The 17,914-nt window shown below is 73.7% G+C and carries 17 protein-coding genes; 8 read left to right on the top strand and 9 right to left on the bottom strand.

Translation table 11 applies throughout. The features are described from left to right. A partial coding sequence (locus K6I33_RS16380) for a Rieske (2Fe-2S) protein (RefSeq protein WP_229352593.1) occupies window positions 1-323 on the top strand: 323 nt, incomplete at its 5' end. Here K6I33_RS16380 and K6I33_RS16375 read toward each other — a convergent pair. Further along, window positions 310-987 (bottom strand): cysteine hydrolase, encoded by a 678-nt coding sequence (locus tag K6I33_RS16375; protein WP_229352589.1) that lies wholly within the window; start codon window positions 985-987, stop codon window positions 310-312. The genes K6I33_RS16380 and K6I33_RS16375 overlap by 14 nt on opposite strands. Before the next feature lie 170 nt (window positions 988-1,157). Here K6I33_RS16375 and K6I33_RS16370 point away from each other — a divergent pair, with 170 nt between their 5' ends. Next, entirely contained in the window at window positions 1,158-1,625 is a 468-nt protein-coding gene (locus tag K6I33_RS16370; protein WP_229352585.1) for a pyridoxamine 5'-phosphate oxidase family protein, read from the top strand. Between the two features lie 85 nt (window positions 1,626-1,710). Beyond that, complete coding sequence (locus tag K6I33_RS16365; RefSeq protein ID WP_229352582.1) at window positions 1,711-2,574, top strand: alpha/beta fold hydrolase; 864 nt, start codon at window positions 1,711-1,713, stop codon at window positions 2,572-2,574. Between the two features lie 48 nt (window positions 2,575-2,622). On the opposite strand, the gene K6I33_RS16360 is transcribed toward K6I33_RS16365, so the two are convergent. After that, window positions 2,623-3,528, bottom strand: coding sequence for a LysR family transcriptional regulator (locus K6I33_RS16360; RefSeq protein WP_229352578.1), 906 nt, complete (start codon window positions 3,526-3,528; stop codon window positions 2,623-2,625). Between the two features lie 75 nt (window positions 3,529-3,603). Between K6I33_RS16360 and K6I33_RS16355 the strand changes: the two genes are divergently transcribed. After that, entirely contained in the window at window positions 3,604-4,623 is a 1,020-nt protein-coding gene (locus K6I33_RS16355) for a DMT family transporter (protein ID WP_229352571.1), read from the top strand. On the opposite strand, the gene K6I33_RS16350 is transcribed toward K6I33_RS16355, so the two are convergent. Beyond that, the gene (locus tag K6I33_RS16350; RefSeq protein WP_229352568.1) at window positions 4,614-5,945 is read right to left on the bottom strand and encodes an aminotransferase class I/II-fold pyridoxal phosphate-dependent enzyme; all 1,332 of its coding nucleotides are present in this window, start codon (window positions 5,943-5,945) and stop codon (window positions 4,614-4,616) included. The two genes, K6I33_RS16355 and K6I33_RS16350, sit on opposite strands and share 10 nt — an antisense overlap. 35 nt (window positions 5,946-5,980) lie before the next feature. Between K6I33_RS16350 and K6I33_RS16345 the strand changes: the two genes are divergently transcribed. Beyond that, entirely contained in the window at window positions 5,981-6,673 is a 693-nt protein-coding gene (locus tag K6I33_RS16345; protein ID WP_229352566.1) for a pyridoxamine 5'-phosphate oxidase family protein, read from the top strand. Here K6I33_RS16345 and K6I33_RS16340 read toward each other — a convergent pair. From K6I33_RS16340 to K6I33_RS16325, 4 genes are all read right to left on the bottom strand, one after another. After that, window positions 6,660-7,694: a DMT family transporter gene (locus K6I33_RS16340; RefSeq protein ID WP_229352558.1), complete on the bottom strand. Its 1,035-nt coding sequence runs from the start codon at window positions 7,692-7,694 to the stop codon at window positions 6,660-6,662. The two genes, K6I33_RS16345 and K6I33_RS16340, sit on opposite strands and share 14 nt — an antisense overlap. A 114-nt stretch (window positions 7,695-7,808) precedes the next feature. Beyond that, the gene (locus K6I33_RS16335) at window positions 7,809-8,492 is read right to left on the bottom strand and encodes a Clp protease N-terminal domain-containing protein (protein WP_374284771.1); all 684 of its coding nucleotides are present in this window, start codon (window positions 8,490-8,492) and stop codon (window positions 7,809-7,811) included. A 146-nt stretch (window positions 8,493-8,638) separates the two neighbouring features. Further along, on the bottom strand, window positions 8,639-10,966 hold the full coding sequence (locus K6I33_RS16330; RefSeq protein ID WP_229352556.1) for a glycoside hydrolase family 3 N-terminal domain-containing protein: 2,328 nt from the start codon (window positions 10,964-10,966) through the stop codon (window positions 8,639-8,641). Between the two features lie 107 nt (window positions 10,967-11,073). Continuing rightward, entirely contained in the window at window positions 11,074-11,691 is a 618-nt protein-coding gene (locus K6I33_RS16325) for a PadR family transcriptional regulator (protein WP_229352553.1), read from the bottom strand. Between the two features lie 308 nt (window positions 11,692-11,999). Here K6I33_RS16325 and K6I33_RS16320 point away from each other — a divergent pair, with 308 nt between their 5' ends. The 3 genes from K6I33_RS16320 to K6I33_RS16310 all read left to right on the top strand — a co-directional run bounded on the left by K6I33_RS16320 (window position 12,000) and on the right by K6I33_RS16310 (window position 14,981). Further along, window positions 12,000-12,380, top strand: coding sequence for a hypothetical protein (locus K6I33_RS16320; protein ID WP_229352550.1), 381 nt, complete (start codon window positions 12,000-12,002; stop codon window positions 12,378-12,380). Between the two features lie 616 nt (window positions 12,381-12,996). Continuing rightward, entirely contained in the window at window positions 12,997-13,986 is a 990-nt protein-coding gene (locus K6I33_RS16315) for a phospholipase (RefSeq protein WP_229352548.1), read from the top strand. Between the two features lie 179 nt (window positions 13,987-14,165). After that, window positions 14,166-14,981 (top strand): PhzF family phenazine biosynthesis protein, encoded by an 816-nt coding sequence (locus tag K6I33_RS16310; protein WP_229352546.1) that lies wholly within the window; start codon window positions 14,166-14,168, stop codon window positions 14,979-14,981. A gap of 28 nt (window positions 14,982-15,009) precedes the next feature. Here the strand turns inward: K6I33_RS16310 and K6I33_RS16305 are convergent, their stop codons facing one another. Continuing rightward, entirely contained in the window at window positions 15,010-15,804 is a 795-nt protein-coding gene (locus tag K6I33_RS16305) for a CPBP family intramembrane glutamic endopeptidase (RefSeq protein WP_229352595.1), read from the bottom strand. A 167-nt stretch (window positions 15,805-15,971) separates the two neighbouring features. After that, window positions 15,972-17,477 (bottom strand): glutamate-cysteine ligase family protein, encoded by a 1,506-nt coding sequence (locus tag K6I33_RS16300; RefSeq protein WP_229352544.1) that lies wholly within the window; start codon window positions 17,475-17,477, stop codon window positions 15,972-15,974. Between the last annotated feature and the right edge of the window lie 437 nt (window positions 17,478-17,914).

The raw sequence follows: 17,914 nt of genomic DNA, 5'->3' as shown, positions 1-17,914 counted from the left end.
CGTCCGGGACGGGGGCCACGTCCGGGGCGGGCGCGGGTGCGGCCCTGGCCCGGACGTCGGAGATCCCCGAGGGCGGCGGCAAGGTCTTCCCGGACCGGAAGGTCGTCGTCACCCAGCCGGCGAAGGGGCGGTTCAAGGCGTTCTCGGCGGTCTGCACCCATCAGGGTTGCGTGGTGAAGGACGTCGCGGGCGGCACCATCAACTGCCCCTGCCACGGCAGCAGGTTCTCGGTCACCGACGGGGCCGTGAAGGGCGGCCCGGCGCAGAAGCCGCTGCCCGAGGAGCGGATCTCGGTGAACGGGGACTCCATCACGCTGGGCTGAGCCCACCGGGGCCGGGCGTCCGGCGGGGACGGCCCCGCCGGCGCCAGCCGCGCAGGAGGGCCTCGGTCGTGGTCACGGTGGCGACCAGCGCGAGGGTGTGGCGCACCATCGCCGCCGTGTAGTCGGCGGGCACCCCGGCGATGGCGTCGGAGGGGACGATCGCCGTATAGCCGAGGTTGACGGCGTCGAAGACGGCGTTGGGGATCCCGACGTTGGCCGACACGCCGGTGACGATCACGGTACGGCAGCCGATGTTGCGCAGCAGGGCGTCCAGGCCCGTTCCGGCCAGGGGCGAGAGCCCGTGCAGCCGGCGGACGACCAGGTCCCCGTCGCCGACGGGGACGGGCTCGGCCACCCGGACGGCGTGGGTGCCGGTCAGCTGTTGTACGGGCAGCCGTTCGGCGACGCGGAAGAGGTGGGCGTTGCGGCTGGCGCCGCGCCCGTCCGGGCGGCGTTCGGCGATGGCGTGCACGACCTGGACGCCCGCCTCGTGCGCCCCGGCGACGAGGCGGGCGACGTTGACCAGCGCCCCGGAGGCGCGGGCGACGGCAGCGAGTTCGGGCAGCGCGCTGTCGGGTCCGACGACCCCGCGCTGGCACTCGACGGTCAGCAGTACGGTGCTCGCCGGGTCGGTCTCCTCGGCGAACGGGTCCTGAGTGGTCATGGCGCTCCCCCACGGTGGTTCGTCCCGGGCCCCGCCCGGGGCGCGCGTGAGGCTAGTGGGCATTGCGGTGCCGGGGAAGAGGACCCATCCTTCTGACGGGTAGTCAGCTCTACTCACGTCCTGCGGATTCACGTCCTGCGGACCGGTTCCGGGAAGGCGGGTGGTGCGGGATGGCCGTCACACAGCGGAGGGGCCGCCGGGTCATGATGACGCGGGCCGAGCTCGACGCCTTCCTCACCGGGCGGCGCACCTGCCGGGTGGCGACGGCCGGGCGGGACGGGCGTCCGCACGTCGGCCCGCTGTGGTTCGTCTGGGACGGGCGGGCGCTGTGGCTGTACTCGCTGGTCCGCAGCCGGCGCTGGGCCGATCTGCGGCACGACCCGCGGGTGGCGGTGGTGGTCGACGACGGCGAGGAGTACGAGGAGCTGCGCGGCGCGGAGCTGTCGGGCACGGCGACCGTGGTGGGCGAGGCCCCGCGCCGGGGCGAGGCCTGCCCGGAACTCACGGCACCCGAACGGCTGTTCGCGGCGAAGTACTTCGGCCTGGCGGCGATGCCCCACGACGGCCGGCACGCCTGGCTCAGGCTGGCGCCGGACGCCGTCGTCTCCTGGGACTTCCGCAAGCTGCGGGAGCGGTGACCCCGAGCGGGCGGGCGCGTCCCGGCCGGGTCGCCCCCGAAAAACCGGAGGCCGGGTCGGTGGTGTGCTCGTTACGATCCGGGTCATGAGCACTCACCACGCCGGCCCTACGTTCGTTCTGGTGCACGGCTCTTGCTCCAGTTCGTTCATGTGGGCGCCCGTCCAGCGGGAACTCGCGCTGCTCGGCCATCGCAGCTTCGCCGTCGACCTGCCGGGCCACGGCTTCGACGCGCAGTACCCGGTGGCCTATCAGGCCCCGCAGGACCTGGACGCCTGGGCGGCCGAGCCTTCGAAGCTGGCCGAGGTCACCTTGCGGGACAACGTGGACGCGGTGGTCGACGTCGTCCGCCGGGTGGCCCGGTACGGTCCCGTGGTGCTGGTGGGATCGAGTCTCGGCGGGATCACCATCACCGGAGTGGGCAACGCGGTACCGGAGCTGGTGGACAGGCTCGTCTACATTTCCGCGTGGTCGTGCGTAGAGCGGCCCAGCCCCATGGATTACCTGCGGGAGCCCGAGTTCGCCGACAGCCTGCTGGCCCCGCTGGCCGCGCTGAACGTGGGCGATGCGGCCGGACTCGGCGTCGGGCGGGCCAACTACCGCACGGCCGACCCCGGCCTGCTCGCCGCCATCAAGGCGGCGATCATGGCGGATGGCACCGACGAGCAGTTCCGCGCCTTCCTCAACATCCTGCAACCCGATGAGTCCATCGCCGTGATGACGGCCGACGCCCGCGGGCAGGCCGGCACCTGGGGAACGATCGCCCGCTCGTACATCCGGCTCACCGGCGACCGCTCGATTCCGGTGGCGATGCAGGACCGTCTGATCGCCGAGTGCGACGCGCTGACGCCGGACAACCCCTATGACGTCCACACCCTCGACACCAGTCACGTGGGCTTCCTTCTGCGCCCGGCGGAGGTGGCGGGAATCCTGGACCGGCTGGCCGTCTAGCGGCGATCCGCCGTGACCCGGGCCCGGCCCGTCACCCCACCATGCCCGTCACCCCGCCATGCCCGCGGCCGCCTCCCGCAGCGCGTCGGCCACCGCGCGGATCGAGGGCCTGCGGTCCGCGTCCGCGCGCCAGATGGCGAAGACGTGGCGGCACATCGTGTGCCGTACGGGCACCGCGCGCACTCCCTCCGGCAAGGGGCCGCGGCCGAGCCGGGGGGCGACCGCGATGCCCAGGCCCGCGGCGACCAGGGCGAGCTGGGTGGCGTGCTCCTCGGCCATGTGCGCGATCCGGGGCTCGATGCCCTGGCCGCGCAGCGTGGACAGCAGCCAGTCGTGGCAGAACTCGCCCTTGGGCCAGGCGATCCACTCGTCCTCCCCGAAGTCCGCGAGGGAGACGTCCGCCCGGTCGGCGAGCGGATGGCCGGCGGGCACGGCGACGTCGACCGGGTCGTCCAGGACCGGGGCCCTGACCAGCTCGTCGGGCACCGGCAGCGGCTTGTTGTACCAGTCGAGGACCACGGCGAGGTCGATGTCGCCGCGCACCGTCCCCTCGACGGCCTCCTCCTGCTCCATCTCCACCAGGCGGGCGCGCAGCTGCGGATGGTCCGCGCGCAGGGTGGTGAGCGCGGCCGGGAACAGGCCCCGGGCGGCCGTGGGGAAGGCGCCGAGCCGTAGCTCGCCGACGGCGTGGCCGCGCTGGGCCTCCAGGTCGGACTGGGCCAGCTCCACCTGGGAGAGGATGCGCCCGGCGTGCTCGGCGAGCAGCCGTCCGGCGTCGGTGAGGCGCACACCGCGGCCGCTCTTGACCAGCAGCCGCTGCCCGGCCTCGCGTTCCAGCTTGGACAGCTGCTGCGAGACCGCCGAGGTCGTCACGTGCAGCCCCTCCGCCGCGCCGCTGACGGAACCGTGACGGGCGAGGGCGTGGAGGGTGCGCAGGCGCTCCAGGTTCAACATGTAAGCGATGCTACGCGATGGTCCATAGAATTATTTGCTTGTCCTAATGACTTTTGGGCCTGCATGGTAGTCGGCATGAGCACCGTCGCGACGCCGAAGCAACCCCCCTCTCCCACCCTCTCCCCCACCGTCGCGACGGACAGCCGACCGGAACGCCGGGGCCTCGACTGGCGGATCAACTTCGCCGTGCTCTCGGTCGTCTGGGGATTCAGCTTCCTCTTCATCAAGCTCGGCACCGAGGGCTTCGCGCCGCCGTACGTCTCCTTCGGCCGGATGTTCTTCGGCGCGGCCGTGCTCGTCGCGGCCCTGGTGATCAAGCGGCAGCGGCTGCCGCGCTCCCCGCGCACCTGGGGTCATCTGGCCGTCGCGGCCTTCCTCTGCAACGCCTTTCCGTTCACGCTCTTCGCCTACGCCGAGCTGACGATCCCCACCACCCTCGCCGGGGTCTGCAACGCCACGACCCCGCTGTGGGGCATGGTGCTCTCACTCGTGGCGCTCTCCGAGGACCGGCCGACGCGCCGCCGCTTCGCGGGGCTCGGCCTCGGCTTCATCGGGGTGCTCGTGGTGCTCGGGGCCTGGCAGGGCTTCTCGGGGCAGGACCCGAAGGGCACCGCCATGGCCCTGATCGCCTCGGTGAGCTACGCCGTGGGCTGGATCTACGTCCGGCGCACGCTGTCGGGCACCGGCGACGGGCACCTGGCGCTGTCCGGCGGGCAGCTGCTCGTCGGCGCGCTCCAGCTCGGCGTCGCCGCGCCGCTGCTCAGCCCGCTGCCGTCCGCCCTGCCCACCGTGCCGCTGCTCGCGGTCTTCGCCCTGGGGGCGCTCGGCACGGGGCTCGCCTTCCTCCTCCAGTACGGGCTGGTCGCCGAGGTCGGGCCGACGACCGCGACCATGACGACGTATCTCATCCCGGTCGTGGCGACCGCGGCGGGCGTCACCCTCCTCGGCGAGGAGCTCACCTGGAACACCCCGGTCGGCGCGCTGATCGTGCTGGCCGGAGCGGCCCTCACCCAGAGCAGGGGCCGCTCCTCCCGGACCGGCCGGACCGTGGCGGCGGGGGACGCCACGCAGGGGGACGGGGCCGCTCAGTCGTAGCGCCCCGCCGGCACCGGGCCGGTCGCGGACGCCAGCGCGTCCGCGACCGGCCCTATCTCATGCGTCTCCAGCGCGGACACGGTCAGCCGCACGCCGGGCGGCGACACCAGCCGGAACCGCGCCCCCGGCGCCACCGCCCAGCCTGCCTGGAGCAGCCGGGCCACGGCCCCCGTCTCGTCCGGCACGGGCAGCCAGACGTTCATCCCGCTGCGCCCGTGCGCCTCGACGCCCCGCTCCCGCAGCGCCGCGACGAGCGCCTCCCGCCGCCGCCCGTACGAGGCGGCGACCCGCGCCGCGTCCACGGCGCCGCTGCGCCACAGATGCACCACCGCGTCCTGGAGGATGTGGCTCACCCACCCGGGCCCCAGCCGCTGCCGGCCGCGCACCCGGTCCACGGTGACGGCGTCCCCGGTGAGCACGGCGAGGCGGAGGTCCGGCCCGTAGGCCTTGGCGACGGAACGGACCAGCGCCCAGTGGTCGGTGACCCCCGCGAGGGGGCACAGGGGCAGATCGACGATGCCATGGCCGTGGTCGTCCTCGATGAGCAGCACCCCGGGGTGGCGAGCGAGCACGGCCCGCAGCTCCCGGGCGCGCTCCTCGCCGATCGCGGCGCCCGTCGGATTCTGCGCCCGGTCGGTGACGACCATGGCCCGGGCGCCCTGGCGCAGCGCCCGGTCGGCCGCGTCGGGCAACGGGCCGTCGTCGTCGACCGCGACGGGCACGGCGCGCAGGCCGAGCGCGGGGATGAGATCGAGCAGGCTCCCCCAGCCCGGATCCTCGACGGCCACGGCGTCGCCCGGCCGCAGATGCGCGCTCAGCACCCGCTCGATGGCGTCGAGCGAGCCCGAGGTGACGGCCACCGGCCCCTCCGGGACGCCCTCGCCGGTGAAGGCGGCGCGAGCCATGCGCTCCAGGTCGGTGTCGACGGCCGGGTCGCCGTAGAGCACGGGTCTGCTGCGGGAGCGCTCCGCCGCCGCGGCGAGGGCCTCGCCGAGCGGGGGCAGCAGCGCCGGGTCGGGATTGCCCCCGGCGACATCGCGCACGCCTTCCGCCGCCTCCACCCGGATGAGCTCGCGGGGCGCGCTGGCCGGGCGCTCACGCACCCGGCTGCCGCGCCTGCCCGCCGTCTCGATCACTCCGCGGTCGCGCAGCGTGCGGTAGGCGGCCGCGACGGTATTGGGATTGACCCCCAGATACACCGCCAATTCCCGCATCGGCGGCAGCAGTTCACCGGGGGCGAGGTTTCCCGCCCCCACCGCGCGCTCCACGCTCGCGGAGATCTCCGCTGCGCGACGGCCTTCGATCCGATACTCTCCTAGCACAAAGCCAACTATGCACTAGTGCAATGGAGAACGCAATGCCTTCTTCCACGGCCGCCGCGCCGACCTCCGAGGCCGGGCAGTACGAGCGGACCGAGCGCACGACCCCCACCCGTTACCGCGACCGCGCTTCCTACGACCGCGACCTGGTGCACGCGATACTCGACGCGGGCTACGTCTGCCATCTCGGCTTCGTCCGCGACGGCGCCCCCGTCGTCCTGCCCACCCTCTACGGGCGCGTCGGCGACCGCCTCTACGTGCACGGCTCCACCGGCTCCCGGCCCCTGCGCTCGGCGGGAGAGGCACGGGAGCCGGGCATGCCCGTCTGTGTGACGGTCACGCATGTCGACGGGCTCGTCCTGGCCCGTTCCGCCTTCCACCACTCGCTCAACTACCGCTCGGTCGTGGTGCACGGCACGGCCCGGCGGGTCACCGACCCCGCCGAGCTGCGCGAAGCCCTCGACGCCCTGGTTGACCAGGTCGTGCCCGGGCGGGCGGCGGACTCCCGGCCCGCGTCGGCCAGGGAGCTCGCCGCCACGGCCGTGCTGCGCGTCGACCTCACCGAGGTGTCGGCGAAGGTCCGCCACGCGGGCCCCTCCGACGACGAGGAGGACCTGGGCCTCCCCCACTGGAGCGGGGTCGTCCCCCTGACGACGGCGTACGGCGCCCCCGTCCCGGCGGACGACCTCGCCCCCGGCATCCCCGTGCCGGGCTACCTCACCGGTCGCTGACCGGCCGCGACCGCGCGGTCCGCGCGCGCCGCCCGTCCCCGCCGGCCTCCGCGAGGGCGAGGGCCGCGACCGCGCCCAGCAGCACGCAGGTGCCCAGCGCGGTCGCGGCGGTCAGGCGCTCGCCGAGCAGGGTGACGGCGATCGCCGCCGCCGTGACCGGCTCCAGCAGGGTGATCACCGAGACCGTCGTGGCCCGGACGGCCACCAGGCCCGCGAAGAACAGCCCGTACGCCAGCGCCGTCGGCACCGTCACCAGATACCCCAGCAGCCACAGCGTGCGCCCCAGTTCCCGCGTCCGGGGCCACAGGCCCTCGGCGGCGGCGAGGGGCAGGAGGCAGAGCGCGCCCACGGCGAAGGAGGTGAGCGTCGTGGTGAACGGGTCCGTGGCCCGGCCCTCGCTGCCGAGGCGCCGGGTGTACAGGGTGAGCAGCGCGTAGGCCGCCGCCGACACCAGCCCCCAGACCACTCCGGCCGGCCGCACCGTGCCCGCGCCGTCTCGGCCGAGCACCAGCACCACCAGCCCGGTCAGCGCCCCGGCCACCGCGACCCGGCCCCCCACGCCGAGCCGCTCGCCCATGAAGAGCCTGCCGGCCAGCGCCACCAGCACCGGCGCGGCCCCCTGGGTGACGACCGTGCCGACGGCCAGCCCCGTCCCGTCGACCGCCGCGAAGTAGGCGGCCTGGAAGAGGGCGAGACCGCCACCGGTGATCAGAAGGCGGGTCGCCCGGCGCCGCTTCGTCTCAAGCGCGCGCACGGGACGGACGGGCCGGGGCCGCAGGGCCTGCACGGCCAGCAGCAGCGCGAGGCCACCGGCCGTGCGCCAGAAGGTGAGGGCGACGGGGCCCAGGCCGCTGCTGGCGGAGGCGAGCGCGGCGGTGGCGCCCGCCGTGCCCCAGGCGATGCCCGCGACGACGACGCAGGCCAGCCCCCGGCCGACGGAGAGCCCGGGACCGGCGTGCGAGGGCACGCCGTCGGACGGCCCGCCCGGAACGGGGCAGGCCGGAAGAGAGGAGTTGCGCATGGCTGTTCTGTTCTCCCGCGGAAGATTCCAGTGATCGCGTGCTCCGTCTGCGGGCAGCGGCGATCGGCCCGTGGCCCCTCGGGGCCCGGGTCCTCCGGGAAGCGGCCGCCCGCGCTAGGCGGCGGGAGGCGGAAGAACAGCGGTCGTCGGCATGATCGGCACCCTAGGCGGACCGGCTGCCACCGGGCAACCGCTTTCGGCAGGAGCCCGTGGACGAAGGGGCCTGTGGACGAAGGAGCCCGCGGGCGAAGAGGCCCGTGGCCAAAAGGGCTCAGCCGCACTCCAGCGGGCCGGGTCGTCCAGCCGCGCGCCCAGCGCCACCGGGTCCACGCCCGCCCGGCGCAGCACCTCGACCGCCCGGCAGCGGGAGTCGCGCACCAGGGCGGCGAGCAGATCGGTCCCCGCCACCTCGGCGGCGCCCCGGGCGGCGGCCCGGGCACGGGCCTCGCGCATGGCCCCGGCGGCCGCGGGCGACCAGCCGGGCACGGGGCTCCCGGCGAGCGAGGGGAGGGCGCCGGAGTCCTCGACCGTGCCGCTCCAGCGCAGCCCGTAGCCGATGGTGCGCTGGACGAGATAGCCCAGCAGCCGGGCGACCTGGGCCGGGCCGCCCTCGAAGGCCTGGCGGGCGGCGGGGTCGGCCTCCAGCAGGGTGTGCAGGAGGTGGGCGGTGTCGGCCTGCCGCTCGCCGTCGCGTGCGGCACGCCTGCGGGCGCCCAGGACCGCCGTGGCCAGCTCCGCGCTGAGCGGATCCTCGCCCGTGGCCCCGTCCCGTCCGGTGTCAGGTGTACGGCTTCGCACCCTTCCCACCCCATCAGTCCCGAGTGATGAGAACATCCCCGGAAGGTTGCATTCGCGCATCCGACGCGAGTTGGGCACGGCCTGCCGGGGCGTCATCCTTCAGGAGGAGGGCGGCCGGATCCGTCTCAGGGGCGCACGGCTCTCCGTCAGGGGCGCGCGCCCTCCCCCGGACTCCGGGTGATCTCCAGCGTGGCCGTCCGCGCCCCGGCGCCGAAGACGTACGGCCCGGGCTCGACGCGCGGCGGTCCGGCCCCGTCGATGTCGCCGGGGGTGACCGCGAGCACCTTCGACGGCACGGTCAGCCGCACGGATCGCGTCTCCCCGGCCTTCAGCCGCACCTTGGTGAAGGCCACGAGCCTGCGCGGCGGCGACAGTACGTCGCCGACCGGCCGTGAAACATAGACGGGGAGGATCATTTCGCCGTCGCGCGGCCCGGTGTCGCCCACCCGCACCGTCATCCCGACGTCCGTGCCGGCCGGGACGGAGGGCGCGTCGAGCGCGATCGACTCGACGCGGTAACCGGTGTACGACAGGCCGTCCCCGAAGTCGTACGCCACGTCGTGCCCGGACTCCGCGCCCGCGTTGGTGCCCGGCAACTGCTGGTAGTACAGGGGCTCGTTGCCGGTGCGCCGGGGCCATGAGACGGGCAGCCGGCCGCTCGGCCCGACCGCCCCGAACAGGACGTCCGCGACGGCGTGCCCGCCCTCGCCGCCCGGCAGCCATGACATCAGCAGTCCCTCCGTGCCGTCCGCGTCGCCCAGCACCAACGGGCGCCCGGCGAGGACGACCACCACGACCGGGCGGCCGGTCTCCTTCAGCGACCGCACCAGCACCCGCTGGTCCGTGGGGAGTTCGGGCCGGGGGCTGTCGGCCCCGCCCTCGGCGCCCGGCCGCTCCCCCACCACGACGACCGTCGCGTCGGCGTCACGGGCCTGTGTCACGGCGTCGGCCGGGGCCGTGGCGTGGACGACGCGGGTGCCCGTGGGGGCCGCCTGCCGGATGCCCTCGAGCACGGTCGTACCCGGGATCCGCACCCCGTCGGGAAGCCCCTGCCAGCCGACGGTCCAGCCGCCGGCCTGGGCGGCGAGATCGTCCGCGAGGGCGCCGGTGACGACGATCTTCTTCACGGACGGCCCGAACGGCAGGACGCCCTTGTCGTTGCGCAGCAGCACCTGTGAGGCCGCTGCGGCGCGCCGGGCGAGCTCTCTCCCCGCGCCCAGGACTTCCGTGTTTGCGCGCTCCGCGTCGACATACGGTCGCTCGAAGAGCCCCAGGGTGAATTTGAGCCGCAGGACGCGCCCGGCGGCCTCGTCGATCCGGCCGGCGGGCACCAGTCCGGCCCGTACGGCCGTGCGCAGCGCGTCGGTGAACTCCCCCGCTTCGTAGGGCTCCATGGCCATGTCGACGCCCGCGTTGACGGCGAGGGCGGCGGCGTGCGGGTAGTCGGCGGCCAGCTTGTAGGCCGTCCACAGGGCGCGGACGTCCTGCCAGTCGCTGACCGTGACGCCCGTGAAGCCCCACCGTTCCCGCAGGACCGTGGTGAGCAGATGGCGGGAGGCGGTGACGGGGACGCCGTTGAGCGCGCCGGAGTTGACCATGACGGTCCGCGCCCCGGCCTCGACGGCCGCCCGGTAGGGGGCGAGGAGGGTGTCCTGGAGATAGCGGGGGGAGACGTCGGCGGGCACGCGGTCGTGGCCGTTGGACGGCTCGGAGTAGCCGGCGAAGTGCTTGACGGTCGCGGCGACGTTCTTGGCGCCGCCGGCGTTCTCGGTGCCGCGCACGGCCGCGGCGGCCAGGGCTCCGGCGAGCAGCGGGTCCTCGCCGAAGGTCTCGTAGTAGCGGCCCCAGCGCCGGTCGCGGGCGAGGTCGGCGACGGGCGCGAAGGTCCAGTCGACGCCGGTGGCCGCGACGGCGCGGGCGGTCGCCCCGGCGCAGGCCCGGACGAGTTCCGGGTCCCAGGTCGCGGCGAGGCCGATCTGGTGCGGGAGGACGGTGGCGCCGAGGACGTTGTTGTGGCCGTGGACGGCGTCGACGCCGTAGAGGAGGGGAACGCCCAGCCGGCTGTGCTCGACGGCGTACCTCTGCAGCGCGTCGACCATGCGGGCCCAGTCGCGCGGCGTGTTCACGGGCGGGCCGTTGCCGCCGCCGGAGAGCACCGAGCCCACCGCGCGGTCGCGGAGCACGGCGGCCAGGCAGCGTTCGTTCAGCTCGCCGCCGCCGGTCTCGCCGCAGTCGCCCTGGAGCTTGGCCACGGCGATCTGGGTCATCTGCCCGATCTTCTCGTCCAGTGTCATCCGGCGCAGCAGGTCGGCCACCCGCTCGTCCACGGGGGCGCGGGCGTCGCGGTAGCGCGGCCCGCCGGCCCCGGCCCCGGCCCCGGCCTCGGCCGGGGCGCCGGCGAGGGCCGCCGCCAGGCACACGGCGACGGCCGCGAGGGCGAGGACGGGGTGCCGGCGGCACGGGAGCGGGGGCATGGCCGGAGTCTCCCACGCGCTGACGCTCCGTCAAGAAAGCACGACGGGGCGGCCCGGGGTATCCCCCGAGCCGCCCCGCCTCCGGTCCGGACTCCTGTCGGCTCTCGTCAGCCTTCGTCGGCCAGGATGAGGTACAGCTTCTTGCGGGCGTCGTTCACGACCGCGAGCGCCTTTTCCTTCTGCTCGGCGCTGCCGGTCTTCCAGACCTGGCCGAAGGCCTCCATCAGCCCGAAGCCGGCCTGACGGATCTCCTGCATCGCCGCCCAGTCGATACCGCGCCCCGCGTCCTCCCAGGGGGTGCCCGGGCCGGACTCGGCCTCGGCGCGGCCGTCCTCGGTGAGCGTGAACAGCTTCTTGCCGCCCTCGCTCGCGCTGCTGATCAGTCCCTCGTCCTCCAGCAGCTGGAGGGTGGGGTAGACCGAGCCGGGACTCGGCTTCCAGGCGCCGCCACTGCGCTCGGCGATCTCCTGGATCATCTCGTAGCCGTGCATCGGGCGGTCCTTGAGCAGCGCCAGGATCGAGGCGCGCACATCGCCGCGCCGCGCCCTGCCGCCCGGGCCGCCCCGCCCGCGCCCGCCGAAGGGCGGGGCGCCGAACGGAGGCCCGAAGGGCCCGAAGGCCCGGCGCCCACCGGGGCCGCCCGGACCGAACTCGCCGGGCCCGGCTCCCCGGCCCCGCCCGGGACCGTAGCCGTGGTGCTCATGACCGTGTCCTTGGAAGCGCATGATGTCGCCCCTTTCTTCATCGATCGTTCGCGATGCCTCAACGATATATCGGAACCGATCGGATGACAATGCCTTCCGCCCTGTCTCAAACGGCCGGGAACGACTCTGGGGCAGGCGCAAGCCCGGTAGGAGCATGGGCACGCCAAGGGGTGACGTCGGCCGCCTCATCGACTTCAGGGGGAATTATGCGGACATATTCCCGTATACGCGCGGCCTCGGCTGCACTCGCCGTCGTCGCGGCCGGCCTCACGTTCACCACAGCCGGATCCGGATCCGCCAATGCGGCAGGCTGCCCCTCAGGTGGCCAGGTGCTCGGGGCCATCCAGAGCATCAAGGTGGGCACGCAGACCATCGGCCAGTTCTACCTGGGGTGGAACTGCAGCGGTGCCTACACCGAGGTCAACCTGTGGAACACCAACTACGTCAACAACTGGAGTTTCGGCCAGGTCGACGTGAAGTCCAGCTCGCACTTCTCCGCGAACTCGAACAAGCCGGTGCTGAACAACGGCACGTACTGGTTCGACGCCGGGTACATTCCGGTGACCAACGTGACGAACACCCGCGAGTACAAGGGGAACTGGAACTTCACCGCCAATGGGCACTCGTGCTCCGGCCAGACCTCGACGTGGAACTTCTCCTACGGCGGCGTGAGCAACACCGACAACCACCCGTACTCGAACTGCAGCTGACGCTCCCAGTATGTTGTTGCGATGCCGCCGCAGCCGTCCGGAAGGGACATCGGAGCCATGGGTGATCTCCTGCCGATACTGGGGGTCTTCGGCGGCTTCGCCGCGGTCCTCGCCGGTTTCGTGTGGTTGGCGTGCCGCGTTCGTCGCCGGGGCGCAGCCGGCGCGGCCGTCACCGCGGCGTTGGCGTCCTGGGAGGAGGCGTATCGCGTGACCTCCCATGAGTCCTACTGGGAGATCAAGGCACAGGAGGAACGCCGGTCGCCCGTGCTGTCGACGGACGGCCACTGGCGACCGAGCGGGCGCGGAACGAGCCGGGACGGCGCGGTGAAAAACCCGGAGGCTCCGCCGGTGCGCTCCCGACGGCGTACGGGCCTCCGGCACCTGGTACGGCGGTCGCGGCGGCGGGAGGGACCGGGCCGGCGGCGCCCGAGGGACGACGGCGCGCGCTCGGCGGCGCGTTCCGTTCCCGCGTTCCAGGCGGCTCGCGTCTCTCCCGGTCATGGCCCGTTTCCGTGTTCCGGCGTCCCGAAGTGCCGGGGATTCCTGGCGGCCGGTGGCGATCACCCGCCAAGCTCGGAGCGTCCCTTGGGGACACCGACATGAGGGAGTGCTTTTCTTGACCACTCGTCTTCGGCACCGCGCCGGCCCGCGGAGCCTGCTGGCGCTGTTAGCCGCGCTGTGCGGGATCATCGGGACCACCGCGCTCACCACGACCCCCGCGGCTGCGGCCGATCAGCGTCACGCGATCTACGCCATCGCGCACCGGGTCGACACCCTGGACGGCGTGGACGCCGCGCTCAAGCACGGCGCCAACGCCATCGAGATCGACGTCTGCGCCTGGTGGAACCCGAACGAATGGCGCGCCTATCACGACTGCTCCTCGGCCGGCGACAACCGGCGGGGCCCCAGCTTCGACAGCATGATCGACCGCATCGTCTCCCACGCCAACGCCGGGCGCGGGCTGGCGCTGGTGTGGCTGGACATCAAGGACCCGAACTACTGCGGAGAGGCGCCGAACCGCGGGTGCAGCGTCGCCGGGCTGCGTGACAAGGCGCAGCGGCTGACGGCTGCCGGGATCCAGGTGCTCTACGGTTTCTACGAGTACCACGGCGGCAGCACCCCGGACGTGGGCGGCCGGGGCTGGAAGAGCCTGGAGGGCAGGCTCGGCCGTCTGGAGGGCATCACCACGACCGGGACCCGCGATCAGGTGCGCAACGCCTTCAACAAGTCCGGTTCCGGGTTCCCGGCCGGCCGCCGGGCGATGGACTACGGCGACAGCGACATCACCAAGGGTTTCGGCAACTGCACGGAGCCCACTTACAACACGTGCGCGGAGCTGAAGAAGGGCGCCGGGGACCGTGCCGCCGGACAGCTCGCGGCCACACTGTCCTGGACGACCACCTACAACGACCCGTGGTACGTCGACAAACTCCTGGGTGACGCGCGTGTGGACGGCATCATCGCCGGCTACGGCGCCTTCACCGGAGTGCGCGAGTACGACGACAGCTGGCAGTGCGCCAACTCCATCAAGCTCATCCGTGACTGGGTCGACCGCCACGGCGGCACCCACCGCATGGCCACCAGCGCGGACCGCCTCTTCAGGTAACGGACCACCCCGGGCCGGGCAGCCACCCACCGCCCTGCCCCCACGGGCCCCACGAGCCCCTCGGGCCGTCGGCCGGAATCCCGGCCGGCGGCCTTTCCGCCGCGCGGGCAAGGCCGGCCGGGCCACTTTCCGGGGATTGGCCGTGTCCACGGCCCCGCCGGGCCCCTAGGTTCGCGACCATGCGGATTCGAATCGTCGACGCCTTCACCGACCGCCCCTTCGCCGGCAACCCGGCGGGCGTGGTCCTCCTGGACTCCGGTGGCTTCCCCGAGGACGCCTGGCTGCGGGGCGTGGCCACCGAGGTCAACCACCCCGAGACCGCCTTCGCCCACCCGCTGCCGCCCGGCTCGGACGCCGACTGGGCGCTGCGCTGGTTCACCCCCACCACCGAGGTCGACATGTGCGGCCACGCCACGCTCGCCACGGCACACGTCCTCCACACCACGGGCACCGCCACCGGCACCGTGCGCTTCACCGCCCGCTGCGGCGTCCTCGTCACCACCGCCCACGCGGACGGCACGATCACGCTGGACTTCCCGACCTCGCCGCTGACGCCCGCCGACGTCCCCGACGGAGTGGACCGGGCTCTGGGCGCCACGCCCCGCTCCGCGCACGACACCGGCCCGCACATCGGCGACCTGCTGCTGGAGCTGCCCGACGAGGCGACCGTACGGGGTCTGGCCCCGGACATCGCGGCGCTGGCCCGCCACTCCCGCCGGGGCGTCATCGCCACCGCGCCGGCCGAGGACCCGGCGCGCGGCTACGACTACGTCTCGCGCTGTTTCTTCCCCAACGTCGGCGTCGACGAGGACTCCGTCACCGGCAGCGCGCACACCGCGCTCGCCCCGTTCTGGTCCGCCCGGCTGGGCCGCGACGAGCTCACCGGATTCCAGGCGTCCGCCCGCGGCGGCCTCGTCCGTACCGCGCTGCGCGGCGACCGGACCCTGCTGACCGGCTCCGCCGTGACGGTCATCGACGGCGAACTGCTGGCGTAGTCCCCCGAAGAAGGCGGGGTGGGGCGGGTCAGGCCGTGGGCAGCCAGCCCACCTTGCCCGCGAGGAGCGCGTAGCCGACGAACGCCACGATGTCGATCAGCGCATGGGCCGCGACCAGCGGCCCGACCCGCCCCCACCGCCGGTAGAGCAGGACGAAGACCACGCCCATCACCGCGTTGCCGACCAGGCCGCCGATGCCCTGGTAGAGGTGGTACGAGCCGCGCAGCGCCGCGCTCGCCGCCAGGGCGGCGGCCGGGGTCCACCCCAGCTGTCCCAGCCTGCGCAGCAGATAGCCGACGACCACGACCTCCTCCAGCACCGCGTTCTGCGCGGCGGAGGCGATCAGCACCGGGATCCGCCACCAGACGTCGGGCAGGTTCTCCGGTACGACGGTCAGATTGAAGCCCGCCGCCCGTACGGCGAGGTAGAACAGCAGTCCGCTGCCGCCGATGGCGGCCGCGACCGTCGCGCCCCGGGCCAGGTCGGTGCCGGGGCGCGTGCGGTCGAAGCCGATGCTCCGCAGCCCCGCGCCCTCGCGGGTGAGCAGGTGCGCGACCAGGAGGACGGGCACGAGCGCGGTGGCGATGCCGAAGAGCTGCCAGGCCAGGTCGAGCCAGGGGCGGCCGGGCGCGTGCGAGGCGTTGAGGGTGGCGGCCTGGTCCTTGAGCCCGCCCGGCCGGGTGGCCGCGCCGACGAAGCTGATCAGCGCCGAGACCGCGCTGGCCCCGAGCGAGAGCGCCAGGACGATCAGCGTCTCCGAGCGCAGTGTCCGCCGGACGGGCCCGTCGCCGGGCGCCGGCCCGGAGGGCGGGCGCGGCCGGATGCCCGCGCCGTCGTCCCGAGCGTTCTGCCGCACCGTCGCCTCCCAGCTGCCCGTCGTCCGTCGTCCGCGTCCGTCGTCCCAACGGTCACGACGGTCACAGCTTGCCCGACGGCACCGCGTCACCGCGCACAGGGGGTGCGGCGGCGCCGGTCCGCGCCCCGGGAGGCTCAGAGGGCGGGTGCGTCCGTGGGCCAGGTGTGGACGGGCTCGCCGGTGTGCATCAGCTCGCGGTAGCGGCGGGTCGTGACGGCCAGGGCGCGCTCCCGGTCCAGGCCGTGCTCCAGCGCGCGGTGGTAGGTGGCGACCTGCCAGGAGGCCCCGTTGGCCCGGCGCAGACAGCGTTCCTCGACGACCCCGAGGTAGTGGTCGCGGTCGGCGGGCTCCACGCCCCACGCGTCCAGCCCGGCCGAGGCCATCGGCAGCAGCTCCTCCAGGACGAGCCGGACGGCCGGGACCCGCGCGAGGACGCCGGTCCGGCCCGCCCGGGGCCAGCGCAGGACGGCGTCGATGCCGTCGCGGCAGGCGGTGTCGAAGTTGTCGGCGGCGACACCGAACGGCATCCGGGACCACACCGGCCTGGGCTCCTCGGCGAGGGTGCGGATCAGCCCGTAGTAGAACGCCGTGTTGGCGATGACGTCGGTGACGGTGGGCCCGGCCGGCAGGACGCGGTTCTCCACCCGGAGGTGGGGGACACCGTCGACGATGCCGTAGACGGGCCGGTTCCAGCGGTAGACCGTGCCGTTGTGGAGGGTCAGCTCGGCGAGCGTCGGGACGCCGCCCGTGTCCAGGACGCGCAGGGGGTCCTCGTCCCCGGAGATGGGCAGCAGCGGGGGGAAGAAGCGGAGGTTCTCCTCGAAGAGCTCGTACGCCGAGGAGATCCAGCGCTCCCCGAACCAGGTGCGCGGCCGGACCCCCTGGGCCCTCAGCTCGGGCGGGCGGGTGTCGGTGGACTGCACGAACAGCGGCGGCCGGGACTCGCGCCACAGCTCCCGGCCGAAGAGGAAGGGGGAGTTGGCGCCGACGGCGATCTGCACGGCCGCGACGGCCTGGGCGGCGTTCCACACCGCGGCGAACCGGCCCGGGGTGACCTGGAGGTGGAGCTGGACCGAGGTGCAGGCTGCCTCCGGGGCGATGGAGCGCGCGGTGCAGGTCAGCCGCTCCACACCGGCGATGTCGATGGTGAACTCCTCGCCCCGGGCGGCCACGACCTGGTCGTTGAGGAGGAAGTACCGGTCGGCGGCGGAGAGGTTGGCGTGGACCAGGTCCCGGTCGGTGAGCGTGGGCAGTATCCCGATCATGACGATCCCGGAACCCACTTCCATGGCCCTGCGGTCCGCGTAGGACAGCCCCGTGCGCAGTTCCTCGGCGAGCTGGTCGAGAACCCTTCCCGAGAGCCGGTGGGGGACGATGTTCACTTCGAGGTTGAATCGCCCGAGTTCGGTCTGGAAATCCCTGCTGGCGATACGCTCCAGCACCTCGGCATTCACCATGCTCGGCATACCGTCGGGGCCCGCGAGATTCAGCTCGATCTCCAGCCCCATGAGATTGCGAGGACGGTCGAAGCGCTTCTCCTCCAGCAGCCTCGCCAGCCCTTCCAGACACCGCCGGAGCTTCTCCCGGTGGCGCTGCCGGTCGGCGAGGTCGAACCCCAGGGCCGCGACCTTCTCCCCCATGCGAAGCCTCCCTCCCGGACGGGTCGCCCGCCGCGCCGGCCGCCTTGTCACGGTCGATGATGCCCAGGCGGGACGATCCATAACGCCCCGCGGCGCACGGGGAAGCGATAGGCTCTCACCCGGTGTACTCCGGCACATTCCGTCGGCATGGCACAGGCCGCCGGTGGGGCGCATTGCGCTGGTGATAAACACCGATCGGATCCGGCCCACCGTATACGGTGACGAAGCCGAGGTCATGGGCGCGTGGCCCTCGCAAAAACACCGAAATCCCCCTGGGAACAAGCCCTGAATTGCCCTTGCCGGAAATGCCCGCGACAGCTAGCCGAAACATCATGTGAACATGTGTCGTATAAACTCCGGAATGAGGCAGAGAGCAGGCGCCCCGGAGTCGGTCCCGGCCCCCCTCTGACCCCGCACGCCGACAGCGTCGTCCGCAC

Source organism: Streptomyces sp. UNOB3_S3, assembly GCF_020740895.1.
Classification (GTDB): domain Bacteria; phylum Actinomycetota; class Actinomycetes; order Streptomycetales; family Streptomycetaceae; genus Streptomyces.
Note: the sequence above shows the minus strand (reverse complement) of the source record. Positions and strands in the feature narration are given on the sequence as shown.

What these genes read in the sequence shown, in the direction of transcription:
- K6I33_RS16375 (WP_229352589.1), bottom strand. Translation starts at nt 987, where the DNA reads ATGACCACTCAGGACCCGTTCGCCGAGGAGACCGACCCGGCGAGCACC.
- K6I33_RS16340 (WP_229352558.1), bottom strand. Translation starts at nt 7,694, where the DNA reads ATGCGCAACTCCTCTCTTCCGGCCTGCCCCGTTCCGGGCGGGCCGTCC.
- K6I33_RS16345 (WP_229352566.1), top strand. Translation starts at nt 5,981, where the DNA reads ATGCCTTCTTCCACGGCCGCCGCGCCGACCTCCGAGGCCGGGCAGTAC.
- K6I33_RS16370 (WP_229352585.1), top strand. Translation starts at nt 1,158, where the DNA reads ATGGCCGTCACACAGCGGAGGGGCCGCCGGGTCATGATGACGCGGGCC.
- K6I33_RS16355 (WP_229352571.1), top strand. Translation starts at nt 3,604, where the DNA reads ATGAGCACCGTCGCGACGCCGAAGCAACCCCCCTCTCCCACCCTCTCC.
- K6I33_RS16325 (WP_229352553.1), bottom strand. Translation starts at nt 11,691, where the DNA reads ATGCGCTTCCAAGGACACGGTCATGAGCACCACGGCTACGGTCCCGGG.
- K6I33_RS16330 (WP_229352556.1), bottom strand. Translation starts at nt 10,966, where the DNA reads ATGCCCCCGCTCCCGTGCCGCCGGCACCCCGTCCTCGCCCTCGCGGCC.
- K6I33_RS16360 (WP_229352578.1), bottom strand. Translation starts at nt 3,528, where the DNA reads ATGTTGAACCTGGAGCGCCTGCGCACCCTCCACGCCCTCGCCCGTCAC.
- K6I33_RS16365 (WP_229352582.1), top strand. Translation starts at nt 1,711, where the DNA reads ATGAGCACTCACCACGCCGGCCCTACGTTCGTTCTGGTGCACGGCTCT.
- K6I33_RS16300 (WP_229352544.1), bottom strand. Translation starts at nt 17,477, where the DNA reads ATGGGGGAGAAGGTCGCGGCCCTGGGGTTCGACCTCGCCGACCGGCAG.
- K6I33_RS16310 (WP_229352546.1), top strand. Translation starts at nt 14,166, where the DNA reads ATGCGGATTCGAATCGTCGACGCCTTCACCGACCGCCCCTTCGCCGGC.